The organism is Flavobacterium sp. MEB061 (assembly GCF_000834715.1).
GTDB classification, from domain to species: Bacteria; Bacteroidota; Bacteroidia; order Flavobacteriales; family Flavobacteriaceae; genus Flavobacterium; species Flavobacterium pectinovorum.
In genome coordinates this window covers 242,109-261,228 of sequence record NZ_JXQR01000018.1, presented here as the reverse complement: position 1 = coordinate 261,228, position 19,120 = coordinate 242,109, and the positions used below count along the sequence as shown (strand labels likewise).

The following is a 19,120-nucleotide window of genomic DNA, read 5'->3' as shown; positions in this document are numbered from 1 at the left end:
TTCGCTTTTGCTTCTGCAGCTAATTTTGCCTGAGCTTCAGCATCTGCTTTTGCTTTTGCATCTGCAGCTAATTTTATTTTTAATGCCTCAGCGTCTGCTTTCGCTTTTGCTTCAGAAGCAAGTCTTGCTTGTCTTGCCTCTTCATCAGCTTTCGCTTTTGCTTCTGTAGCGGCCTTTTCTTTTAATGCAGCTTCTTGTGCAGTTTTTTCTTTTGCAGCAGCGGCTAATTTAGCTTTGTTAGCTGCATCAATACTTACTTTAGTTTTTGCAGCAGCAGCAGCTTTTGCTTTTGCTTCAGCAGCTAACCTTGCCTGAAGTGCATCTGAATCAGCTTTTGCTTTCGCGTCAGCCGCTAATATAGATTGTAAATCTGCCGCTTCAGCTTTCGCTTTTGCATCAGCTTTACGTTTAGCTTCTGCAGCATCTGCTTTTGCCTGAGCATCAGCAGCTAATTTTATTTTTAATGCTTCTGCATCTGCTTTTGCTTTTTCTGCAGCTAATTCTGCAGCTGTTTTTTGTGGCTCAGCTACTTTTTCAGTAACAGCTGGTGTTTCTGTGACAGCTGGCGTTTTAGCCACTCCTTCTGCATCAACTTTTCCTTTAGCAGCAGCTAATCTGGCTCTTTCTGCAATTTGAGCATCTACTCTGGCTTTATTTTCTGCAGCCAGTTTTGCTCTTTCTGCATCTTGTGCATCAGCTTTTGCTTTATTATCTGCAGCAATTCTTGCTCTCTCTGCAGCTTGTGCATCAGCTTTTGCTTTATTGTCTGCTAATAATCTTGCTCTTTGTGCAGCTTGTGCATCGGCTTTCGTTTTATTGTCTGCCGCTAATTTTGCTCTTTGCTCAGCTTGTGCATCAGCTTTAGTTTTATTATCTGCGGCTAATCTTGCTCTTTCTACTGCTTGTGCATCAGCATTTGTTTTATTTCCAGCGGTTAATCTGGCTCTTTCTGCAGCTTGTGCATCTGCTTTTGATTTATCAGCAGCCAATTGTGCAGCTGTTTTTTCTGTAGCTGTTGCTGGTTGGTTGGTTGCAGCTATCTGTGTTTTGGCTGTACCTTGTGCATCTGCTTTGGCTTTTGCATCGGCAGCTAATCTTGCTCTCTCTGCAGCTTGGGCATCGGCTTTCGTTTTTGCATCTGCAGCTAGTCTTGCTCTCTCTGCAGCTTGGGCATCGGCTTTTGCTTTAGTATCGGCAGCTAGTCTTGCTTTTTCTGCTGCTTGTGCATCAGCTTTCGCTTTAGTATCAGCTGCTAATCTTGCTCTTTCTGCAGCCTGTGCATCGGCTTTGGTTTTATTATCTGCAGCTAATCTCGCTTTTTCAGCAGCTTGTGCATCTGCTTTTGCTTTTGCATCGGCAGCTAATCTTATTTTTAATGCTTCAGCGTCTGCTTTAGCTTTGTTGTCGGCTTCTAGTTTTGCTTTTGCAGCGGCTTCGGCATCAGCCTTGGCTTTTTCTGCAGCTGCAAGTCTTATTTTTTGTGCATCGGCATCAGCTTGCGCTTTTGCATCGGCTGCTAGTTTTGCTTTTTCAGCTCCACTTGTTCTTGTAACCTGAGCTGTAGATGGATTTTTCTTAGCCAGTACCGGTTTAGATCTCGCTGGATCTATAAGAGCACCATCTTCATCATCTCCGTAATAGTAATTTCTGTTTTTAAATCTATATGCTATTGCAAATTCATGAGAACCACCTAAATTGGTAAAATTCCCCATTCCTCTTTCATAATTATATTCTATAGCAATACTTGGCGTAATATTAAATCCAAGTCCTGCTGAAACTCCGTACAAAGTATTATATCCTGCCTGTGCCCAAACTCCTTTTGGAATAGAAATCATGGCAAGTCCTGAAATAACTGCTTTATCTTGTTTAATTTCTGTTTTTACAATTCCTGAGAATTTACTTTGTTCGAAAAAACCATAGCTATCAATATATCCTGTATACATAGCATGTAATTCGATTGCTCTTTCGGGATCATCTTTTACAACTCCTGAACCAAAGTTGTAAAGAATTAAATTGTTTACAGATACTCCAAAATCAAGAAATGCTGTTCCGTAGTTGATACCAGGATTTACAGTAAGCATTGTATTTGATGGATAATCTCCATCTAAAGTTGTGTCATCTGAAATAATTTTGCCTTTGTTTAAACCGCTTTGGTAAGCACCAACATTTAAACCGAAAGTTAAATTACTGTCCTGATCTAAAACGATGTTATGCGCAAAGTTACCTACTCCGCCAAACACAGTCATCAAACCATAGTTTTGTTGAAATAAACCAAAAGCAAAGGCTTCATTTTCTCTAAAACGTCCTGAGTAACCAAATAAATAAGTGTTTGGAGCATCTTCAAACTGCACCCATTGCCTTTTATTATAAAAACTTAAATAAGCATTTTGTTCACGAACGAAACTAAATGCAGGGTTAATTAAATATCTATTAAACTTTAAAGAATTTCTAATTGGTAATGAAAACGAAACAACTCCATTCTCAGAGGTCTGGGAATAGAGTACATTTGAAAAACCGTAAAATAAAGTTATGAATAGTAAAATTTTCTTCATTATTTAATCACAGTTATTGATCCTTTTTTTTCACCTGCGTCGCCTTTAATGACATAGTAATAAACTGGATTGACATTTTTAAAATCTATTGCGGTCTGTGGCCAATCTCCTTGATAATCGACAACGTCCAAAACCATATCACCATTCGAACTTATAATCATTACTTTGGTGTTTGCATTTTTATATTCGCCAGGGATATCCCAATACGGTATATCTCCACTTAATTTTATAATATTAGGAACAACTGTTGCCGGGCCAGATTGACCTTTAATTCTAAAAGTAAATTCTTTTGTCGCAACACATCCTGAAACCTGAGAAATTACAACTCTGTAAAGACCTTTTACAGCTATCAGATAAGTATCTGTTGTGGCACCATTAATAATATTGCCATTTAAATACCATTCATATGTTGGTGTTGTAGCATCAGTTGTTATAGAAACACTCAAGGTTTCCCCTTCTGTAAGTTCATAATTATCTTGAACATCTATACTCGCATCAAAACCGTTTGTACTAAGATTAATACTTCCGGTAGCTTTACAGCCACCAAAATCAACTTCAACAGTATAAATTCCTGATTCGTTTGTAGTATAACTACGGTTAGTTGCGCCTGCTATTACAGCACCATCTTTTTTCCAGACATAGCTATTTCCAGAAGTTGCTGTAAGAACAGTTCCTGTTCCGTTAGAACAAAAAGGATTCCCTAAACTCGAACTTATCGTAACCGCAGAACCGCCACTTGAAGAAGTAACGTTTACACGATTTGAACTAAAATTCACATCTGTACATTGCCCATAATCAATTTCGGCGTAATACTTTCCGGTAGAATTTACTACTAACGTACTAGAACTTTGTCCTGCAATTGCAACATCATCTTTATACCATTTATATTTAATTTTTGAATAATTAACGGGAGATGAATTTGGAACTGTAGGTGTTTCGTTACTAATAGAAAGTGTAAGGCTTCCACCTGAACATATCATAGCGGCATCACTTTTATTATTGATAAAAAATGAAGCTTCGAAATCTTTGTAATAAGCTGGAAAAGAAGTATTTCCTAATGAATTTTTAAAACGCTGACTCACAACTCCAGTAGAACTTTTTACCCTTAAACTATAAGTATCAGATCCGACTAAACTTGTTGGGACTGCATATTTAATAGTTTGCTGCGTAGCAGAAAGATCAATAGTTTGAAGTAATGTTGTGGCAATTGGGGTAGTAAAATCACCTGTAGCATCTGACAGTTCAACCACAAAAGTTGTTCCTGCAGGAAAATCTATATAGCTAAAGGTGGCATTAAATTCATTAAAAGATCCCCCGGCACAAAGTTTCTCAAGACCATCAAAGGTTTGCGGCACAATTGTTTGTGCACTAACATTTGATTCGAAAGCAAAGAATGCGCCGAAGAAAATTAATAATTTAGTAAAAAATAGAGTAATTTTTCGAATCATATAGTGCGTTTTCTTGCTAAATCTATATCTTCAAAAAACAAAATATCAATGAATGTTTCAGAAAAATCATATTTGTAGTTCTCAATAATGTCTTTTGCAAGAACTGAATAAGAACCAGCAATTACTGAATTTTCGTCACATCCTGAAGTAGTTTGATTCTCTACATCAGCTGCCATAGCAAGGCTATCCTTGGGGATGGATAGCCCTACTATAAACTGATTAGAATTATCTAATTTGCTGATACGTTTATCAGCTATATCATTCTTTTGATTAAGTGTACACGGAGTCATCTTGCAATCAGAAACAACAGAAACTGTAGGTTTTTCTATTGTATTCTGTGCATACAGACATGACGTTACAGGCGAAATCAAAAATATTATACAAGTAAAATATCTTTTTATCGGGGCCATTATATTTTGATCTTTATTTGGGTCCGTTGAGACGAATACACATAAATTGTGTCTGGGGACTTTATTAATAAAATTTACGCTCTGAAATAAAAATCTAAATCTATCTATCTGTTTCCGCTAGATGCTGTAATTTTTCCTAATTGTAATCTGAAATCTGGTTTCTTAGGGTTATAGATATCAATGAATGTCTCTTTGTTGTCACTTTGAGATTTAACATTAAAGAAAACAGTATTACCATACCAGCTCTCTAAATCTTCGTTGTTAGAATTGTATTCAGTAAAGATGTTTCCTTTACAAAGGTTGAAATACATTTCTTCAAATTTGATTTTTTTAAGGTTGGCATCGTTAATCTCAGTTTTGCTATCTAGTAAAACAGCAGGATTAAATCCAGAGATTACACTTCTTTTCATCTCAAGAGAAGCATTTTCAGCAACATAAATTGCTTCTTTTACTAAACCAGCCTGAATATCAGCATTGATGTTTTCGCTATCATTAAGCATTGTAATGTTTGTTGCAGCAACAAGAGTTTGTTTTTTAGTAAAATCAGTTTCGCTTTTCTTTTCGTATGATTTTACTTCCATGCAACGAGAACCATCTTTATTACTTGATAAATAAGAAGATCTTACCGCTAATGAATTGTATAAACGACATTGAATACCCTGAGTAAATTTATAATCGTCGTTGATTGATTTGTATGATACTAATTTACTAGCATTTACATCACCACCGTAAAAAGCAAATGAGTCACCACCAGAGTAGCTTACCATAACGTTTTCAAGAATAGTTTTGTTTCCAACACCTGCAATAGTTAAACCATTGAAAGTATCCATACCTTTAACTTTTTTACCTGCAAACTCGATTCTAACATATCTTAAAATACCTGAGTTACCAGCTACATTGTCACCACCGTAAGTAGTAAGTGTAGGATCAAGATCTAGATTGTAAGAACCAACATTTCCAAATTTGTTAATTGGCGCATCACCAAGAATTACAAGTCCACCCCAGTCACCAGCTTTTTTCTGGCTGCGGTTTGATGTAAATACAATTGGATCTGTTTCTAAACCATCTGCAACAAGTTGCGCACCTTTTGTAACTACCAATGTTCCTTTTGTTTCGAAATCACCAATAATTAAAGTTCCCGGTTCAATTGTTAAAACGGCATTGTTTGTAACATAAACGTTTCCTTGCAAAACATAAATGTTTCTTTTAAGCAATTTAGTATTAACAGAAATGTTTCCTGCTAAAATTTGGTTTGCTTCACCATAGTCAACTTTGTTAGGCTTAAATTCAGTCCAGTTGTTCAACCAGTTGTTGTAGCCCATAATTCCTTTTTCTTGTTGAGCACTCATACTCGTAACTGTCAAAAGAACGCAGATAATTTGAGTAATTTTTTTCATGATAAAAGGGTATTAGGTTAATAATAAATTTGGGTATGCGTAATATGATAAAAACTCATCTCGATTTTCCTGAAAGCTATCAGAACACATCGAGAACGAGTTAATATTTTTTAACTTCTTTTAAATGTTCGAGTTCATTTACGTAAACACTTCAAAGAAAGTTTTAAAAAATTTTATTTTTATTACATTTCGTTCAATTCATTGAACTCGTGTAATGATTTTAATGTGCTTTCGTAAAATAAAATAGCTGCAATTAAGTTTCCTTTATCAGAGTATGGCATCATTTTTCTTTGAAACTCTACAGTTACGTCTAAGAATGCTGATGTACCTACAGCCTGATTGTCTAAAACTTTTTTGTGCTCAGAATCGTCCGGAATACCTAAGTCTGCCATCGTCACACCTGGTTTTGTCACCAATGCAATGTAAGGGAGAGTCTTAACTAATACTTTAATTCGTTCAATGTACAACTCTAAAAGTTCTCCTTTTTGCATACCGCTCAATTCTTTTTGATCGTGGTATTTACGAATAAGAGCTGTTGTACTAATAATACTTCTGGGAGCGTTCTTTGCCTGAGCTGATGCTGCCGCAGTTGTCAAAATAAAAAATAAGCTTAAAAAAATAATTTTCCCTTTCATAAATTCTTATTAAAAATTGGTTGTTGATGAAAACAAAAATATATAAATTATGTTAAATCGCAACTTTAATGTTTTTTTTTTTCGAAAATTCACCTTAAAATAACCTTAAAAAAGGGTCGTAGGTCGAGAAAATATGCGTTTTGCCGAAGATTTTGTTAATTTTGTTAAAATTTTTTCCTGTAAGAAATAGTTTAAGTAAATTAACTCTTTACGCATTATTGTACTCAAAAAAGACATCTGATTTAAACATTTTTGCAAAAACTATTAACAAAAAAATCTTAATATCTATTCAAATCATCTCAGTATTGATAAAACTTAAGAAGAAATAAATCAACAATTCAGTTAAAAAACATTTCATAAATACAAAAATGAACCTACAGAATTAAACTTTTTACTGAAAATTTTTGCCTACATCATTTTCTTATATCTTTGCTTCATGCAATTTTCACAAATTTTAGGTCAGGATTACATCAAAAGTCACTTGATAAAAAGTGCGGCTTCAGGGCGAATTCCGCATGCACAATTATTCATTGGGCCAGAAGGAAGTGGTACTTTATCAACAGCTATTGCCTATGCGCAATATATTTTATGCAATAACACAGGCGACGAAAATTCAAATGGAAACGATGCCTGCAATCTTAAATTCCAAAACCTTTCGCATCCTGATTTGCATTTTATTTATCCAACCGTAACTACAGAAGATGTAAAAACAAAACCTAAAAGTTTAGATTTCATTCAGGACTGGCGAAATTTTATTCAGGAAATGCCTTACGGAGGTTTATTTGACTGGTATAAAATTCTCGGCGTTCAAAACAAACAAGGAGAAATACGTGTTGAAGATGCTCAGGAAGTTTTAAAATCACTTGCGTTAAAATCATACGAAGGCGGTTATAAAATTATGATCATCTGGATGGCCGATAAAATGAATATCGCCGCTTCAAACAAACTTTTAAAACTTTTAGAAGAACCTTCCGATAAAACCATTTTTATTCTGATTTCTGAAAACGAGGAAGATATTATTCAAACCATTCGATCTCGTTGTCAGGTAATTCACTTTAACGGTTTACCCGAAAAAGTAATTGCAGAAGCCTTGGTTTCTCAAGAAAATATAGATTCCAACTTAGCCAAAAAAATTGCCCATCAGGCACAGGGAAATTTCAACAAAGCAGTTTCTTTACTAAAAGAAGATGATTCTGAATTTCCTTTTGAACAATGGTTTGTAAATTGGGTTCGTGCTGCTTTTAGGGCCAAAGGCAATGCCGCCGCCATTCAGGATTTAATTTCCTGGAGTGAAGAAATTGCCGGTTTGGGTCGCGAAAGCCAGAAAAAATTCATTCAGTTTTGTATCGAAATGTTTCGTCAGGCACTTTTACTTAATTATGAAGCGCCGTCTTTGGTCTATATAGAACCGAAAGTTGATAAATTCAAATTAGAAAATTTTGCACCATTTGTAAACGGAAACAATATTCATGATATTTTCAAAGAACTTTCAGATGCGATGTACCATATTGAAAGAAACGGAAATGCAAAAATAATTTTAACAGATTTATCTATAAAACTGACTCGTTTAATTCATAAAAAATAATTTCAAATGAATAATGTTGCCTCTATTTTACTTTTGATTTTTTTGGCCTTAACATTTTTACAATCAGGCTACGAGAAAATTTTTTACTGGAAAGATAATGTGACCTGGCTAAAAGAACATTTTGCAAAAACCCCACTAAAAAACCAAGTGCCACTCGCGCTTCTTCACCTCTTAATTTTAGAATTAATTTCCGGAATTTTATGTGTCGTTGGTGCTATACAATTAGTAACAAACAGTGGTCGTGAATTTGGTTTTTATGGTGCTGTTTTTTCCTGTATCTCATTGTTAATGATGCTTTTTGGACAACGATTGGCCAAAGATTACGATGGAGCAAGAACCATTGTTATTTATTTTGTTCCGGCCATTATGGCTGTTTATTGGCTGAATTAAAAAATATGCCACAGATTTCAAATTAAAATGATTAAAAATCTGATAATCTGAAATTTGTGGCAAAAAATAAATTGTTCGCTTTAGCGGACAGCAAAAAATAATTTTACATTAAAAAAATGAATCCAAAACACCCTTCAGAATCTCTAACTATTTTAACCGATTTAGTTTTACCGAGCGAAACTAATCCTTTAAACAACCTTTTTGGCGGCGAATTATTAGCCAGAATGGACCGCGCGGCAAGTATTGCGGCACGCAGACATTCCCGCCGAATTGTAGTTACGGCATCTGTAAATCACGTTGCTTTTAATAGAGCTATTCCCCTTGGAGCCGTAGTGACAATAGAAGCAAAAGTTTCAAGATCTTTTAAAAGTTCTATGGAAGTTTTTATCGATGTTTGGGTAGAAGACCGTGAGTCGGGAAGCAGAACCAAAGCCAACGAAGCTATTTATACTTTTGTTGCTGTGGATGATAGCGGAAGACCTGTTGAAGTACCGGCAATTATACCGGAAACTGAACTTGAAATACAACGCTTTGACGCCGCACTTCGTCGTAAACAACTAAGTTTACTGCTTGCCGGAAAAATAAAACCGTCAGAAGCTACAGAATTAAAGGCTTTATTTTTATAGGACAATTTTTGTGAAAATTTGATACAATTTGGAACAATGAAACTTCAAAAAAAGAAGTAATTTTACAAAATTACATGCCCATGAAAAATCTAAATCAGGAAGCTCTTTAAATTCCGGTTTATTTTGAGAATGAAAGAATTATAAAAATATAGATGAAAGAAAAAGTAAAAGAAGTAAAAGAAAAAGAAAAGATGAGTTCAGAAAAAGAAGCCAAATTAAAAGCGCTCCAACTTACGCTTGACAAACTAGATAAGACTTACGGTAAAGGAACTGTAATGAAAATGGGAGATAAAGCCATTGTAGAAGTTGAAACAATTTCTTCAGGTTCTCTTGGTGTTGATTTAGCACTTGGAGTAAACGGTTACCCAAAAGGAAGAATTATCGAAATATACGGACCGGAATCTTCTGGTAAAACAACATTAACTTTACACGCAATTGCCGAAGCTCAAAAAGCCGGAGGAATTGCCGCTTTTATAGATGCAGAGCACGCTTTTGATAGAAATTATGCCGAGAAATTAGGCGTAGATATCGAAAACCTGATCATCTCTCAACCAGATAACGGAGAGCAGGCTTTAGAAATTGCCGAAAACTTAATTCGTTCAGGAGCAATTGATATTGTGGTTATTGACTCGGTTGCTGCGTTGACTCCAAAAAGTGAAATCGAAGGTGAAATGGGAGATTCAAAAATGGGTCTTCACGCACGTTTGATGTCTCAGGCTTTGAGAAAACTTACAGGAACTATCAGTAAAACAAATTGTACTGTTTTCTTCATCAACCAGTTGAGAGAGAAAATTGGTGTAATGTTTGGAAATCCTGAAACTACAACGGGTGGTAACGCCTTAAAATTCTATGCTTCAGTACGTTTAGATATTCGTCGTTCCTCTCAAATTAAAGATGGTGAAAATGTTATCGGAAACAGAACTAAAGTAAAAGTGGTTAAAAACAAAGTAGCACCGCCTTTTAAAACTGCTGAATTCGACATTATGTACGGAGAAGGAGTTTCTAAAACAGGTGAAATTCTTGATTTAGCAGTTGAGTTTGACATCGTTAAAAAAGCAGGTTCATGGTTTAGCTACGGAGATACAAAATTAGGACAAGGTCGTGATGCTGTAAAAGCATTAATTAAAGATAATCCGGAATTAGCTGATGAATTAGAACTTAAAATAAAAGCTCACATCAAAGAATTGGCTAACGCATAAAACATTAAATATCTGCTAATTGCAGCATTTATAATTCAAGCTCGACAGTTTTTAAAAACTTGTCGGGCTTTTTTTATTTCAAAAAAACAAAAAAACTGACGCAACCCTTTTAAAACAATTGCATCTTATAAAGAGACTTAAGATTTTACCTGGTATTTACTGCCATAAATGCCTTAATCAAAAGTTTGTTTTTAGAATAAATTTGGTTGTTTATTGTTTATAAAGATCCGTTAGTTTTTTTTGGTGCTAACGGGTTTTTATTCTTTTTTAAGAAATATTTTACGTTTCAACGCAACCTTTTTCATTTTTTAGAATCTATTAATTGTGACGTTAACTTGAGTTTTAATCAAACTCTTTATTACCAACCCTTAAGATTTGTAACCATGAAAGAGAAACTAGAAGTGTTGTTGAATAAAAACCGTAGAAAAACCAAATTAAAAATTAAGAAAGTATTACGTTTTATTTCTGAGAAAATAATACATCGATAAATTTTGAATATAAAAGGGGTTTTAATTCAAAATAAAACCCGGCAAGCTTTTATAGTTTGCCGGGTTTATTATTTTAAGTACTCTGGTTACTTTTTCTTTTTAAATTCAAGTAATCCTTTATAAATCAATTGTCTTACCTGATCTCTTAAGTCTTTCCTGTTTTCACTTGTTAAGCCTTTGGTTTCAATAAATGGTAAAACTTTTATTCTCATTTTTCCCGGACTTCCGCTCAAAAAAGTATACGAGAATCGTTCTTTATTATCTGCAAAAACAATAGGTACAATCGGAATTTGATGATCTATTGCCAAGCGAAAAGCGCCGTCTTTAAATTCATCCAACAAAATAGTTTCATCATCAGGAACCCCGCCTTCAGGAAAAATACAAATGCTAAGTCCTTGACTAAGTCTGTCTTGTGCTCTTTTAAAAACTTCATTTTTACTTCGCGATGAATTTCTGTCAACCAGAATACAAGTTCTTTTATAGAAAAAACCAAATAACGGAATTTTTGAAAGCTCTTTTTTTCCAACAAAAACAAACGGATTTCGAACAATAGCCAACATCAGCATAATATCTGTCATTGAAGTATGATTTGCGACAATCATATAGCTCTTTCCCTTCTCAAGTTTCTGCAAACGTTCGATCGTATAATAAAAACCCATCCCGAAAAGGATGAATTTAGCCCAAATGCGGGCCATTTTAAAAAAATAGGGGTATCCGCTTTCCGCAATAATAGAAATTAGCAAAAACGGCAGCATAATCAATATCGGAATGGCCATCAAAATGTAAAACCAAATGCGCCACAAAACCCAAAAAATAATTTTAATTCCTTTCATGGTTTCAAATGTAAGAAAACAGAAGTGAATATTATAAAGAATTTCTTTTGTTAGATATGAGTATAGTACTTTTTCATTGTCTGGTTAACTTGATTCTTTTACCGCAGAGGCCGCAAAGTTTTTTCGCAAAGTTCTCAAAGCAAAGTTTACGCAAGTTTTTTGAAGTTCACAAAGCTTTGTCTTCTAAATATTTAAACTCTTTTATGTTAATACGAAAAAAAAATTTATTTTTCCATGTAAACTGTTTTTTAAATTATAAGAAAATAATTATTAAATTTACTGTTTTAATTATGACAGAAAACGAAATATCTAGTATTGTAATTGGTCTTGCGATTGAAATTCATAAAAAACTTGGACCAGGATTGCTTGAAAATGCTTACCAGGAATGTTTGTTTTATAAAATTAAACAACGCGGGCTTTTTATAGAAAAGGAAAAAGCAATGCCGCTAATCTTTGAAGATGTCAAATTAGATTGTGGTTATCGAATTGATTTATTAGTAGAAAACAAATTTATAATCGAAATAAAAAGTGTCGAATCACTAACTGTAAATCATCTGGCACAAACCTTAACCTATTTAAAACTTGGAAACTATAAACTCGGTCTTATTATAAATTTCAACGAAGTCTTAGTAAAAAATGGAATCAGAAGAGTTTTCAATAATCTATAACGCAAAGCTCTGTGAACTTATAAAAAAGCTTCATAAAAACTCTGCAAACTTTGCGAAAAAACTTTGCGCCCTCTGCGGTAAAAAAATTATGCATTCCCAGAAAAAACATTTACAATTAAAAAATTACACAGTTTGCCGTAAAAAAACGAACTTTGCGTTTAGTAATAAGAAAAAACGAGAATGGCAAAAATACTAACCGGTGTTCAGAGTACTGGAACGCCACACTTAGGCAATTTATTAGGAGCAATTATTCCTGCAATCGAATTATCAAACAATCCTGCAAATGAATCATATTTGTTTATTGCTGATTTACATTCGATTACACAAATTAAAGATGGTAAAACATTAAGAGAAAATACGTATAGTACCGCAGCTGCATGGCTTGCGTGTGGGCTAAATCCTGATAAAGTTACTTTTTACAGACAATCTGATGTAACTCAAACTGCTGAATTAACCTGGTATTTAAGCTGTTTTTTTCCTTTTCAACGTTTGACTTTGGCACATTCTTTCAAGGATAAAGCTGATCGTTTAGATGATGTAAACGCGGGACTTTTTACTTATCCGATGTTAATGGCGGCAGATATTTTGCTGTATGATGCAGAATTTGTTCCTGTTGGAAAAGACCAATTGCAGCATTTGGAAATTACACGTGATGTGGCTTCCCGTTTCAATCACCAAATGGGAGAAACATTTGTAATTCCTGAAGCTAAAATTCAGGAAGACAGTATGTTGATTCCAGGAACAAACGGTGGAAAAATGAGTAAATCTGCCAATAATATTATCAATATTTTCCTGGATGATAAAACGCTTCGCAAGCAGGTTATGAGTATCGAAACTGATAGTACACCTCTTGAAGAACCGAAAAATCCGGATACCTGCAACGCTTTTGCTATTTATTCATTATTGGCAAATGAAACTCAGATTGCCGAAATGAGAGCCAATTATTTGGGCGGAAATTATGGTTACGGTCACGCCAAACAAGCTTTATTTGAATTGATTACAGAAAAATTTAAAACCGAAAGAGAAAAATACAATTACTATATCAACAACCTTGAAGAAGTTGACGCGCTATTGAAAAAAGGAGCCTCAAAAGCTTCTGTTGTTGCGGATGGTGTTTTGGCCAAAGTTCGCGAAGTTCTTGGTTTCGGAAAATAAACTTTTTTCAAAAATAAATATAACCTCTTGTTTACGCAGGAGGTTTTTTTATTTTAGAATGTAGAAATTTTAATAAATAATTCGTAATTTCATCAAAATCAATACTTTCAAGTATAATCAAAACCAAATAAGATGAATAAGTTTGTAGAAGATTATGATGTTCCACCCTATTTATTTCAGATTCTGAATGTTGTATTTGCCATTATTTTAATTATTGTCTTGTATCAATTATACAGACATTTTAAAGGAAAAAAATAATTTAATCAAGTAATTACCCGTTAAATAGCTTCAAATAATTTGCCTGGCAATGGCCGAATTACGCCTTTAAGTTCCATATTTAGCAAGACTCCTGAAATTTTAAAAATCGGGAAATCGCACTGCAAGGCAATAATATCCAGCAACTCTTTACCGTTTTTTATTAAAAAATCATACACTTTTTGCTCATCAGGTTCAAGATCAACAAACAGTGATTTTTGAATTGATTTTACCTTTTTCTCGATGTCCCAATTGAGCATATATATCAAATCTGCCGCGCTCGACAGAACACTTGCTTTTTGTGTTTTAATCAAATCATTACAGCCCTGACTATATTTATCTGTCACTCTGCCCGGAACCGCAAAAACGTCGCGATTATAGTCGTTTGCCAAATTGGCGGTAATTAAAGATCCGCCCTTATCGGCAGATTCAATGACAATTGTAGCTTCGGTCATTCCGGCCACAATGCGATTTCGGCGTACAAAATTTTCTTTATCCGGATTTGACGAACTCCAGAATTCAGTTATAAAACCACCGTTCTCCTCCATTTTTGCAACATACTTTTTGTGCGTTTTTGGATAAATCTGATTGAGGCCATGTGCAAGAACACCAATAGTTTGCAAATTATTTTCCATCGCAATTTGGTGGGCTACAATATCAACTCCGTAAGCAAAACCACTCACAATTACGGGATCAAGAGGTGCCAAATCTTCAATTAGTTTTCTACAAAAATCCGTTCCGTACGAAGTGATCTGGCGCGTGCCGACAATACTGATTATTCTTTTGTTTTTTAAATTCATATTTCCTGCAGAAAAGATCAAAACAGGCGAATCAAAACAATGTTTCAGTCGTTCCGGATAATTTTCGTCCTGAAAGAAAGAAACTTTTATATCATTAGATTTAATAAAATCAAGTTCATTGCTGGCTTTTTCAAAAATAGATTTGTCTCTCAAGTTTTTTAATAAAACAGAACCAACTCCATCAATGGCTGCAATTTGATTTGTTTTTGTTGTAAAAACCGTTTCTGCCTTTCCAAAATGAGTTAGTAATTTTTTGGCCATAATATCACCAACACCTTCGACTTTTAATAAGGCTAACAAATAAAACAAATCTTGTTCTGACATAATAAAATTTAATTTTTAAGAAGTAGAAAAAATCTTTAAAACAATAACATCCCGACTACTTTTAAGAAGAACAAAGATATAAAACAGAAGTAATTTCCTGCTAAAATAAAATATTTAAACCTTATTATAATTATTATCAAAAAACTAATTATATTTAAATCGTTGAAAAAGAACAACATGTAAAACAATGCGGATTGTTAATAAAAATTGTGAATAAAATTTTGATAACTATATTGGATGCATAACTTTGTTACTATGAAAATCGAAACTTACATCGCGCAATTATTGTATCGTTATCAGTGTGTAACGGTTCCCGGATTTGGAGCATTTCTAACAGAAATTCAGCCGGCTCAGGTGAATGAGAGTACAAATTCGTTTTTTCCACCAAAAAAAACAATCTCATTCAATGGTCTATTGAAAAACAATGACGGACTATTGGCAAATCATATTGCTCAGGCAGAAAACACATCATACGGTTTTGCTGTTAGTGCCATTGCACACGAGGTTTTAAACTGGAAAAAAGTACTGGAAGAATATGGTTCTTTGCAATTAAAAAATATTGGTGATATTCGTTTGAATGCAGATCAAAATATGGTTTTCTCTCCAAACGATCAACATAACTATCTAACAAGTTCTTTCGGATTAAGTCCGTTTGTTTCTCCAGTTGTTAAAAGAGAAATGTTTGAGAAAAAAGTGGCAGAACTTGAAGAAAGAGAAGCTATCGCCTTAAACGAAGATGAAGATGAAATTAAATCTTCAAAATCATATTTAAGATATGCTGCAATATTTGTTTTAGGTCTTGGAATTACAGGAAGTATTGGATATCCAATTTACCAAAACCAAATTGCAACACAAACACTTATCGTGGAAAGCGCAGTTCAGAAAAAGGTAGAAAACAAAATACAAGAAGCAACTTTTTTTATTCAAAATCCGTTGCCGGCAGTTACACTTTCTGTAGATTCTTCAAAAACTGAAACAGTAGAAGTCAAAAAAATGCCTTATCACATTATGGCGGGAGCTTTTAGAAGTGAACAAAATGCCAAAAAAGCATATGATCAGTTGATTAAAGACGGTTACAGTGCGAGAATGCTTGGTGAAAACAAGCATGGTTTATTTCCGGTTTTGTACGGAAGTTATGCAACAATGGCCGAAGCTGAAAAAGCTCAAAAAGAAATTCAGAAAGGCGAAAATCCGGATGCCTGGATTTTAGTCGAATCTTTATAAAAATTAAGAAAATCCAATTCCTGCAGAATTGGATTTTTTTTTGCCCTATTTTGTCCCTTAAAAATCGTCTGCAGTTATCATGCAGATAATTCACCGTTTATTTTTGCTGCTAAATTTTAAAAATAAACATTCAATGAATACTTCAATTAAATTTACTTTAGCATTAATGCTACTGTTGACTTCTCAGGCATTTTTTGCACAGAAAATAGTGACTAGTAACAAACAGCAGCAAATCATCAACCAGAAGGCCGAAAAAGACGCTAAAAAAGCATCTGATGAATATCATGCAAAACTTAATGACGAACAGGCAAAATTAAAAAAGGAACAAAAGCGAGTAGAAAAAGAGAAAAAGCAAGTAGAGAAACATCAAAAAGACCTTAAAAATTCTGAAAAAGACTTAGAGAAGAACAAAAAGAAAGTTGCGAAATTAGAATCAGATAATCAAAAAATGAATTCAAAATTAGGTTCACTTTCTGATGAAGAATCACAAAAACAACAATTGAAAATAAAAAAGAATGAGCTTGAAATTCAAAAACTTAAAGTAAAGCAAATTGATCAGCAAAAGGCTTTAGACAAAGCGCAAGCACAGATATAAAATAAAAATCCTGTTTCATGTGGAACAGGATTTTTTTTATCTGGTAATTATCTTCCCTTTGTGAGAATATGCTATGTCAGGTAAACAACTCCATTTTGCTGTACACGGCCATGCCCGATAAGACTATTCATAATTAAATCTCCATTGCCAATATATTGAATAAGGGCATAAAAACCATTTCCAAAAATATTATTTCCAAAGATTCTCTTGTGTACAGTATCGCCTGTTAGCCAATCCAAACCGGTAATTTCCCATCCTGTTCCTGCTGCTTTATAATATCCATTTACAAAAACGATATTAGATCCTGTACTAATTCCGGGAACCATACTTACATCTGAAACATCTCCACGAGTCCAGACAGAACTCCATGAATGTGTAACGGGATTCCATTCAAACCTTTCTACTCCAAAGGGAGCGTCTAAAAGTGGTCCCCGGGCAAGAGCATCTACTAGAACTGCTCCGGTTAGCTGGTCATCTGTCAGACTAACATTATTTACAACAAAAGCGCCATATCCACTTACTGCTACAGATTGATCTGTTTGTATAAATTCTGTTGTTAATGGTAAGCCACAAGTTACTTGTATCTGTCCTGCAATTCTATCTGTAAAACCAACCGGAATCTCATTTCGCCAAAAGGCGATCAAGCCCATTCTTTTCAGCCCGTCTGTGATAACGACGAGTTTATCTGCATCATTTCCAAAACCCATTAAAGTTGGTGTTGCGCCAGAGCCGGAACCAAAAAGAGTCGGGAAAGTATCTCCTGTAGGATAAACAGATTCCCAGGCTCCATCTGCCGGATTAGAGGAAATTATGGTTCCTGTCCAAACCAATTTGTACATTTTTTTATCCGTAACAACATAAATTCCGCCATCTTCATCTACTGCCACAGAATTAGATATTGTTTCTGTTGGGCTAAAAGTATATTGCGCTAAAGCAGGAGCTGTAAGATTTCTGTTTAAGATTGTAATAGAGCGTCCGCCAACAACAATCAAACGTCCGTCAAATGTCATCGATAATCCCGCAACCGATTCGCCGCTTGGGAGAACTGTAGACGTCTGTATGCTTCGTTTAACTTCAATTCCCGGAAATAAAACTGATGATTTTAAATTTATGGCATTTATTGCTCCTAAATAATTCACATACAAATCATTATTATTATCTACAACACTATAAACGCCTCCAAAAAGTCCAAAACCGCTTCCCCCACCTAGCCCGAGTGCGCTTAATGCAGTTTGAATCGCAGTAATTGATGCAAACGGCTGATTTAAAACAGATGCTAGAAGTGATGTTACAATAGTTGGGGCGCCGGGAAGTGGTAATCTGTAAAGCGGCGTAAAATTATCATTTGAAACTCTGATATACGAAACATCTGTAAGTGAAACTCCCCACATATAATCCGGATCTGTAGAGGCTAATGTCATGATGTTAATGGGTCCGCCTGCAACTTGTGGTAAAGGTGTAAGCAATGGCAGAACTGATGTTACATTTTTAATGTCCCGCGGAACTTCATTTGGGAAATTGTCGGTTTGAGCAGAATCAAAATGGGTAATTGCATACTTTGGAGCGGCCAAAAATGGATTGTTCGTCATAGTTAAATAGGTTTTAAGGTTAAAAAAATTAATAGTTAGAAAAGCTTGTTTGTAAGATTTTATACATTTAAATGCTTTCTAAAACAACTATAAAAATAACCTTAAATATTGAATACTAGATAATTAATTAATATTTTAACAATATTAAACCTGTTAACAATACTTTTAAAAATAAATATTATTCTACAATAATGGCTTCTTGCTCTAAAATCGTTTTGTTGTTCTGATAAATGGTCAAAGTGGCCGGCGGTGAATCATTTGTCCCTAAAACGATGATGTAACATCGATACAGATAATCACCTTTTTTAAAATCGAAATAGCTATTTCCTCCACTTCCGTCGGGAATCCATTTTCCGTTAGTAATAACTAAATCAGGCTTTTCACTCATTTTTTGTTTGACAGACCAAGAAGCATAACGGTAATTATTATTTCCCAAATCATCAATTCTAATTCTGAATTTTGACGATTCCAGAATATATTCCGGAGCTTTAAATTTTGCGATTGACGGATGCAGTTTTGCTTTCTCGGCCGCAATCAATTTATTACTAAGATTTTTCTCGGCCTGAGATTGATAATTAATACTAATAATTTTTCCATCAGTATCAATCCATAAAGTACCTTGATTCAGCATAATTCCTCGCCAGCCAACTTCCGACCAATCTTTTGCGGGATTTGATTTAATGATTTCATTTTTCAACGTCGCATCAAAAATCTGATCATATCTTTTTAGAAAATCAGCTTTATTTTTAATGTTCGGAATTGGATAATCTCTTCCAAGCGGGAAAGAAATAAAAGCCGCAACTCCCTCTTTGTTATTGCTTTTTACATTGGCAATAAAGCTTTTAATAAACTTTTGATATTCTGGTTTTAAATCCTGGCTAAAAGTCAATTGACTGCAAAAAATAATGAGGTATATTATTCTAATTTTCATCTATAAATCATTTTAT

At 34.3% G+C, this 19,120-nt stretch carries 18 protein-coding genes; 9 read left to right on the top strand and 9 right to left on the bottom strand.

Going from position 1 to position 19,120, the window contains the following annotated elements:
• From RT99_RS11800 to RT99_RS11780, 5 genes are all read right to left on the bottom strand, one after another.
• Positions 1-2,552: PorP/SprF family type IX secretion system membrane protein (locus RT99_RS11800; RefSeq protein WP_042564939.1), on the bottom strand; the 2,552-nt coding region annotated here is incomplete at its 3' end.
• On the bottom strand, positions 2,552-4,000 hold the full coding sequence (gene sprC, locus RT99_RS11795; RefSeq protein ID WP_042564938.1) for a gliding motility protein SprC: 1,449 nt from the start codon (positions 3,998-4,000) through the stop codon (positions 2,552-2,554). The genes sprC and RT99_RS11800, both read right to left, overlap by 1 nt.
• Complete coding sequence (locus RT99_RS11790; RefSeq protein WP_042564937.1) at positions 3,997-4,410, bottom strand: hypothetical protein; 414 nt, start codon at positions 4,408-4,410, stop codon at positions 3,997-3,999. The genes sprC and RT99_RS11790 overlap by 4 nt, the downstream gene beginning before the upstream one ends.
• Before the next feature lie 104 nt (positions 4,411-4,514).
• Positions 4,515-5,807: a hypothetical protein gene (locus tag RT99_RS11785; RefSeq protein ID WP_042564936.1), complete on the bottom strand. Its 1,293-nt coding sequence runs from the start codon at positions 5,805-5,807 to the stop codon at positions 4,515-4,517.
• A 182-nt stretch (positions 5,808-5,989) separates the two neighbouring features.
• Positions 5,990-6,442 carry a hypothetical protein gene (locus tag RT99_RS11780; RefSeq protein ID WP_042564935.1) on the bottom strand — a complete coding sequence of 151 codons (453 nt, stop codon included), beginning with the start codon at positions 6,440-6,442 and terminating at the stop codon, positions 5,990-5,992.
• Between the two features lie 436 nt (positions 6,443-6,878).
• On the opposite strand from RT99_RS11780, the gene RT99_RS11775 reads away from it, so the two are divergent.
• From RT99_RS11775 to recA, 4 genes are all read left to right on the top strand, one after another.
• Complete coding sequence (locus tag RT99_RS11775) at positions 6,879-8,027, top strand: hypothetical protein (protein WP_042564934.1); 1,149 nt, start codon at positions 6,879-6,881, stop codon at positions 8,025-8,027.
• Between the two features lie 6 nt (positions 8,028-8,033).
• Complete coding sequence (locus RT99_RS11770) at positions 8,034-8,417, top strand: DoxX family membrane protein (protein ID WP_042564933.1); 384 nt, start codon at positions 8,034-8,036, stop codon at positions 8,415-8,417.
• Positions 8,418-8,533: 116 nt separating this feature from the next.
• Positions 8,534-9,043 (top strand): acyl-CoA thioesterase, encoded by a 510-nt coding sequence (locus RT99_RS11765; protein WP_042564932.1) that lies wholly within the window; start codon positions 8,534-8,536, stop codon positions 9,041-9,043.
• A 191-nt stretch (positions 9,044-9,234) separates the two neighbouring features.
• On the top strand, positions 9,235-10,242 hold the full coding sequence (gene recA, locus RT99_RS11760) for a recombinase RecA (RefSeq protein WP_042564963.1): 1,008 nt from the start codon (positions 9,235-9,237) through the stop codon (positions 10,240-10,242).
• Positions 10,243-10,816: 574 nt separating this feature from the next.
• On the opposite strand, the gene RT99_RS11755 is transcribed toward recA, so the two are convergent.
• Positions 10,817-11,563, bottom strand: a complete 747-nt coding sequence (locus RT99_RS11755; protein WP_042564931.1) for a 1-acyl-sn-glycerol-3-phosphate acyltransferase — start codon at positions 11,561-11,563, stop codon at positions 10,817-10,819.
• Positions 11,564-11,853: 290 nt separating this feature from the next.
• On the opposite strand from RT99_RS11755, the gene RT99_RS11750 reads away from it, so the two are divergent.
• The 3 genes from RT99_RS11750 to RT99_RS25570 all read left to right on the top strand — a co-directional run bounded on the left by RT99_RS11750 (position 11,854) and on the right by RT99_RS25570 (position 13,644).
• The gene (locus tag RT99_RS11750; RefSeq protein WP_042564962.1) at positions 11,854-12,231 is read left to right on the top strand and encodes a GxxExxY protein; all 378 of its coding nucleotides are present in this window, start codon (positions 11,854-11,856) and stop codon (positions 12,229-12,231) included.
• Between the two features lie 180 nt (positions 12,232-12,411).
• Positions 12,412-13,386, top strand: a complete 975-nt coding sequence (gene trpS / locus RT99_RS11740) for a tryptophan--tRNA ligase (RefSeq protein ID WP_042564929.1) — start codon at positions 12,412-12,414, stop codon at positions 13,384-13,386.
• Positions 13,387-13,518: 132 nt separating this feature from the next.
• A complete protein-coding gene (locus RT99_RS25570; protein ID WP_207384887.1) occupies positions 13,519-13,644 on the top strand; it encodes a FeoB-associated Cys-rich membrane protein in 126 nt (41 codons plus the stop codon).
• A gap of 20 nt (positions 13,645-13,664) precedes the next feature.
• Here RT99_RS25570 and dprA read toward each other — a convergent pair whose 3' ends face one another.
• Positions 13,665-14,765: a DNA-processing protein DprA gene (gene dprA, locus RT99_RS11735; RefSeq protein WP_042564928.1), complete on the bottom strand. Its 1,101-nt coding sequence runs from the start codon at positions 14,763-14,765 to the stop codon at positions 13,665-13,667.
• A 255-nt stretch (positions 14,766-15,020) separates the two neighbouring features.
• On the opposite strand from dprA, the gene RT99_RS11730 reads away from it, so the two are divergent.
• Together RT99_RS11730 and RT99_RS11725 are read left to right on the top strand one after the other, a co-directional pair.
• On the top strand, positions 15,021-15,989 hold the full coding sequence (locus tag RT99_RS11730; protein ID WP_042564927.1) for an SPOR domain-containing protein: 969 nt from the start codon (positions 15,021-15,023) through the stop codon (positions 15,987-15,989).
• A 133-nt stretch (positions 15,990-16,122) separates the two neighbouring features.
• Complete coding sequence (locus RT99_RS11725) at positions 16,123-16,584, top strand: hypothetical protein (protein WP_131494912.1); 462 nt, start codon at positions 16,123-16,125, stop codon at positions 16,582-16,584.
• Between the two features lie 71 nt (positions 16,585-16,655).
• On the opposite strand, the gene RT99_RS11720 is transcribed toward RT99_RS11725, so the two are convergent.
• Together RT99_RS11720 and RT99_RS11715 are read right to left on the bottom strand one after the other, a co-directional pair.
• Positions 16,656-18,173: a hypothetical protein gene (locus RT99_RS11720; protein WP_052483653.1), complete on the bottom strand. Its 1,518-nt coding sequence runs from the start codon at positions 18,171-18,173 to the stop codon at positions 16,656-16,658.
• A 178-nt stretch (positions 18,174-18,351) separates the two neighbouring features.
• Complete coding sequence (locus tag RT99_RS11715; protein ID WP_042564924.1) at positions 18,352-19,104, bottom strand: hypothetical protein; 753 nt, start codon at positions 19,102-19,104, stop codon at positions 18,352-18,354.
• Between the last annotated feature and the right edge of the window lie 16 nt (positions 19,105-19,120).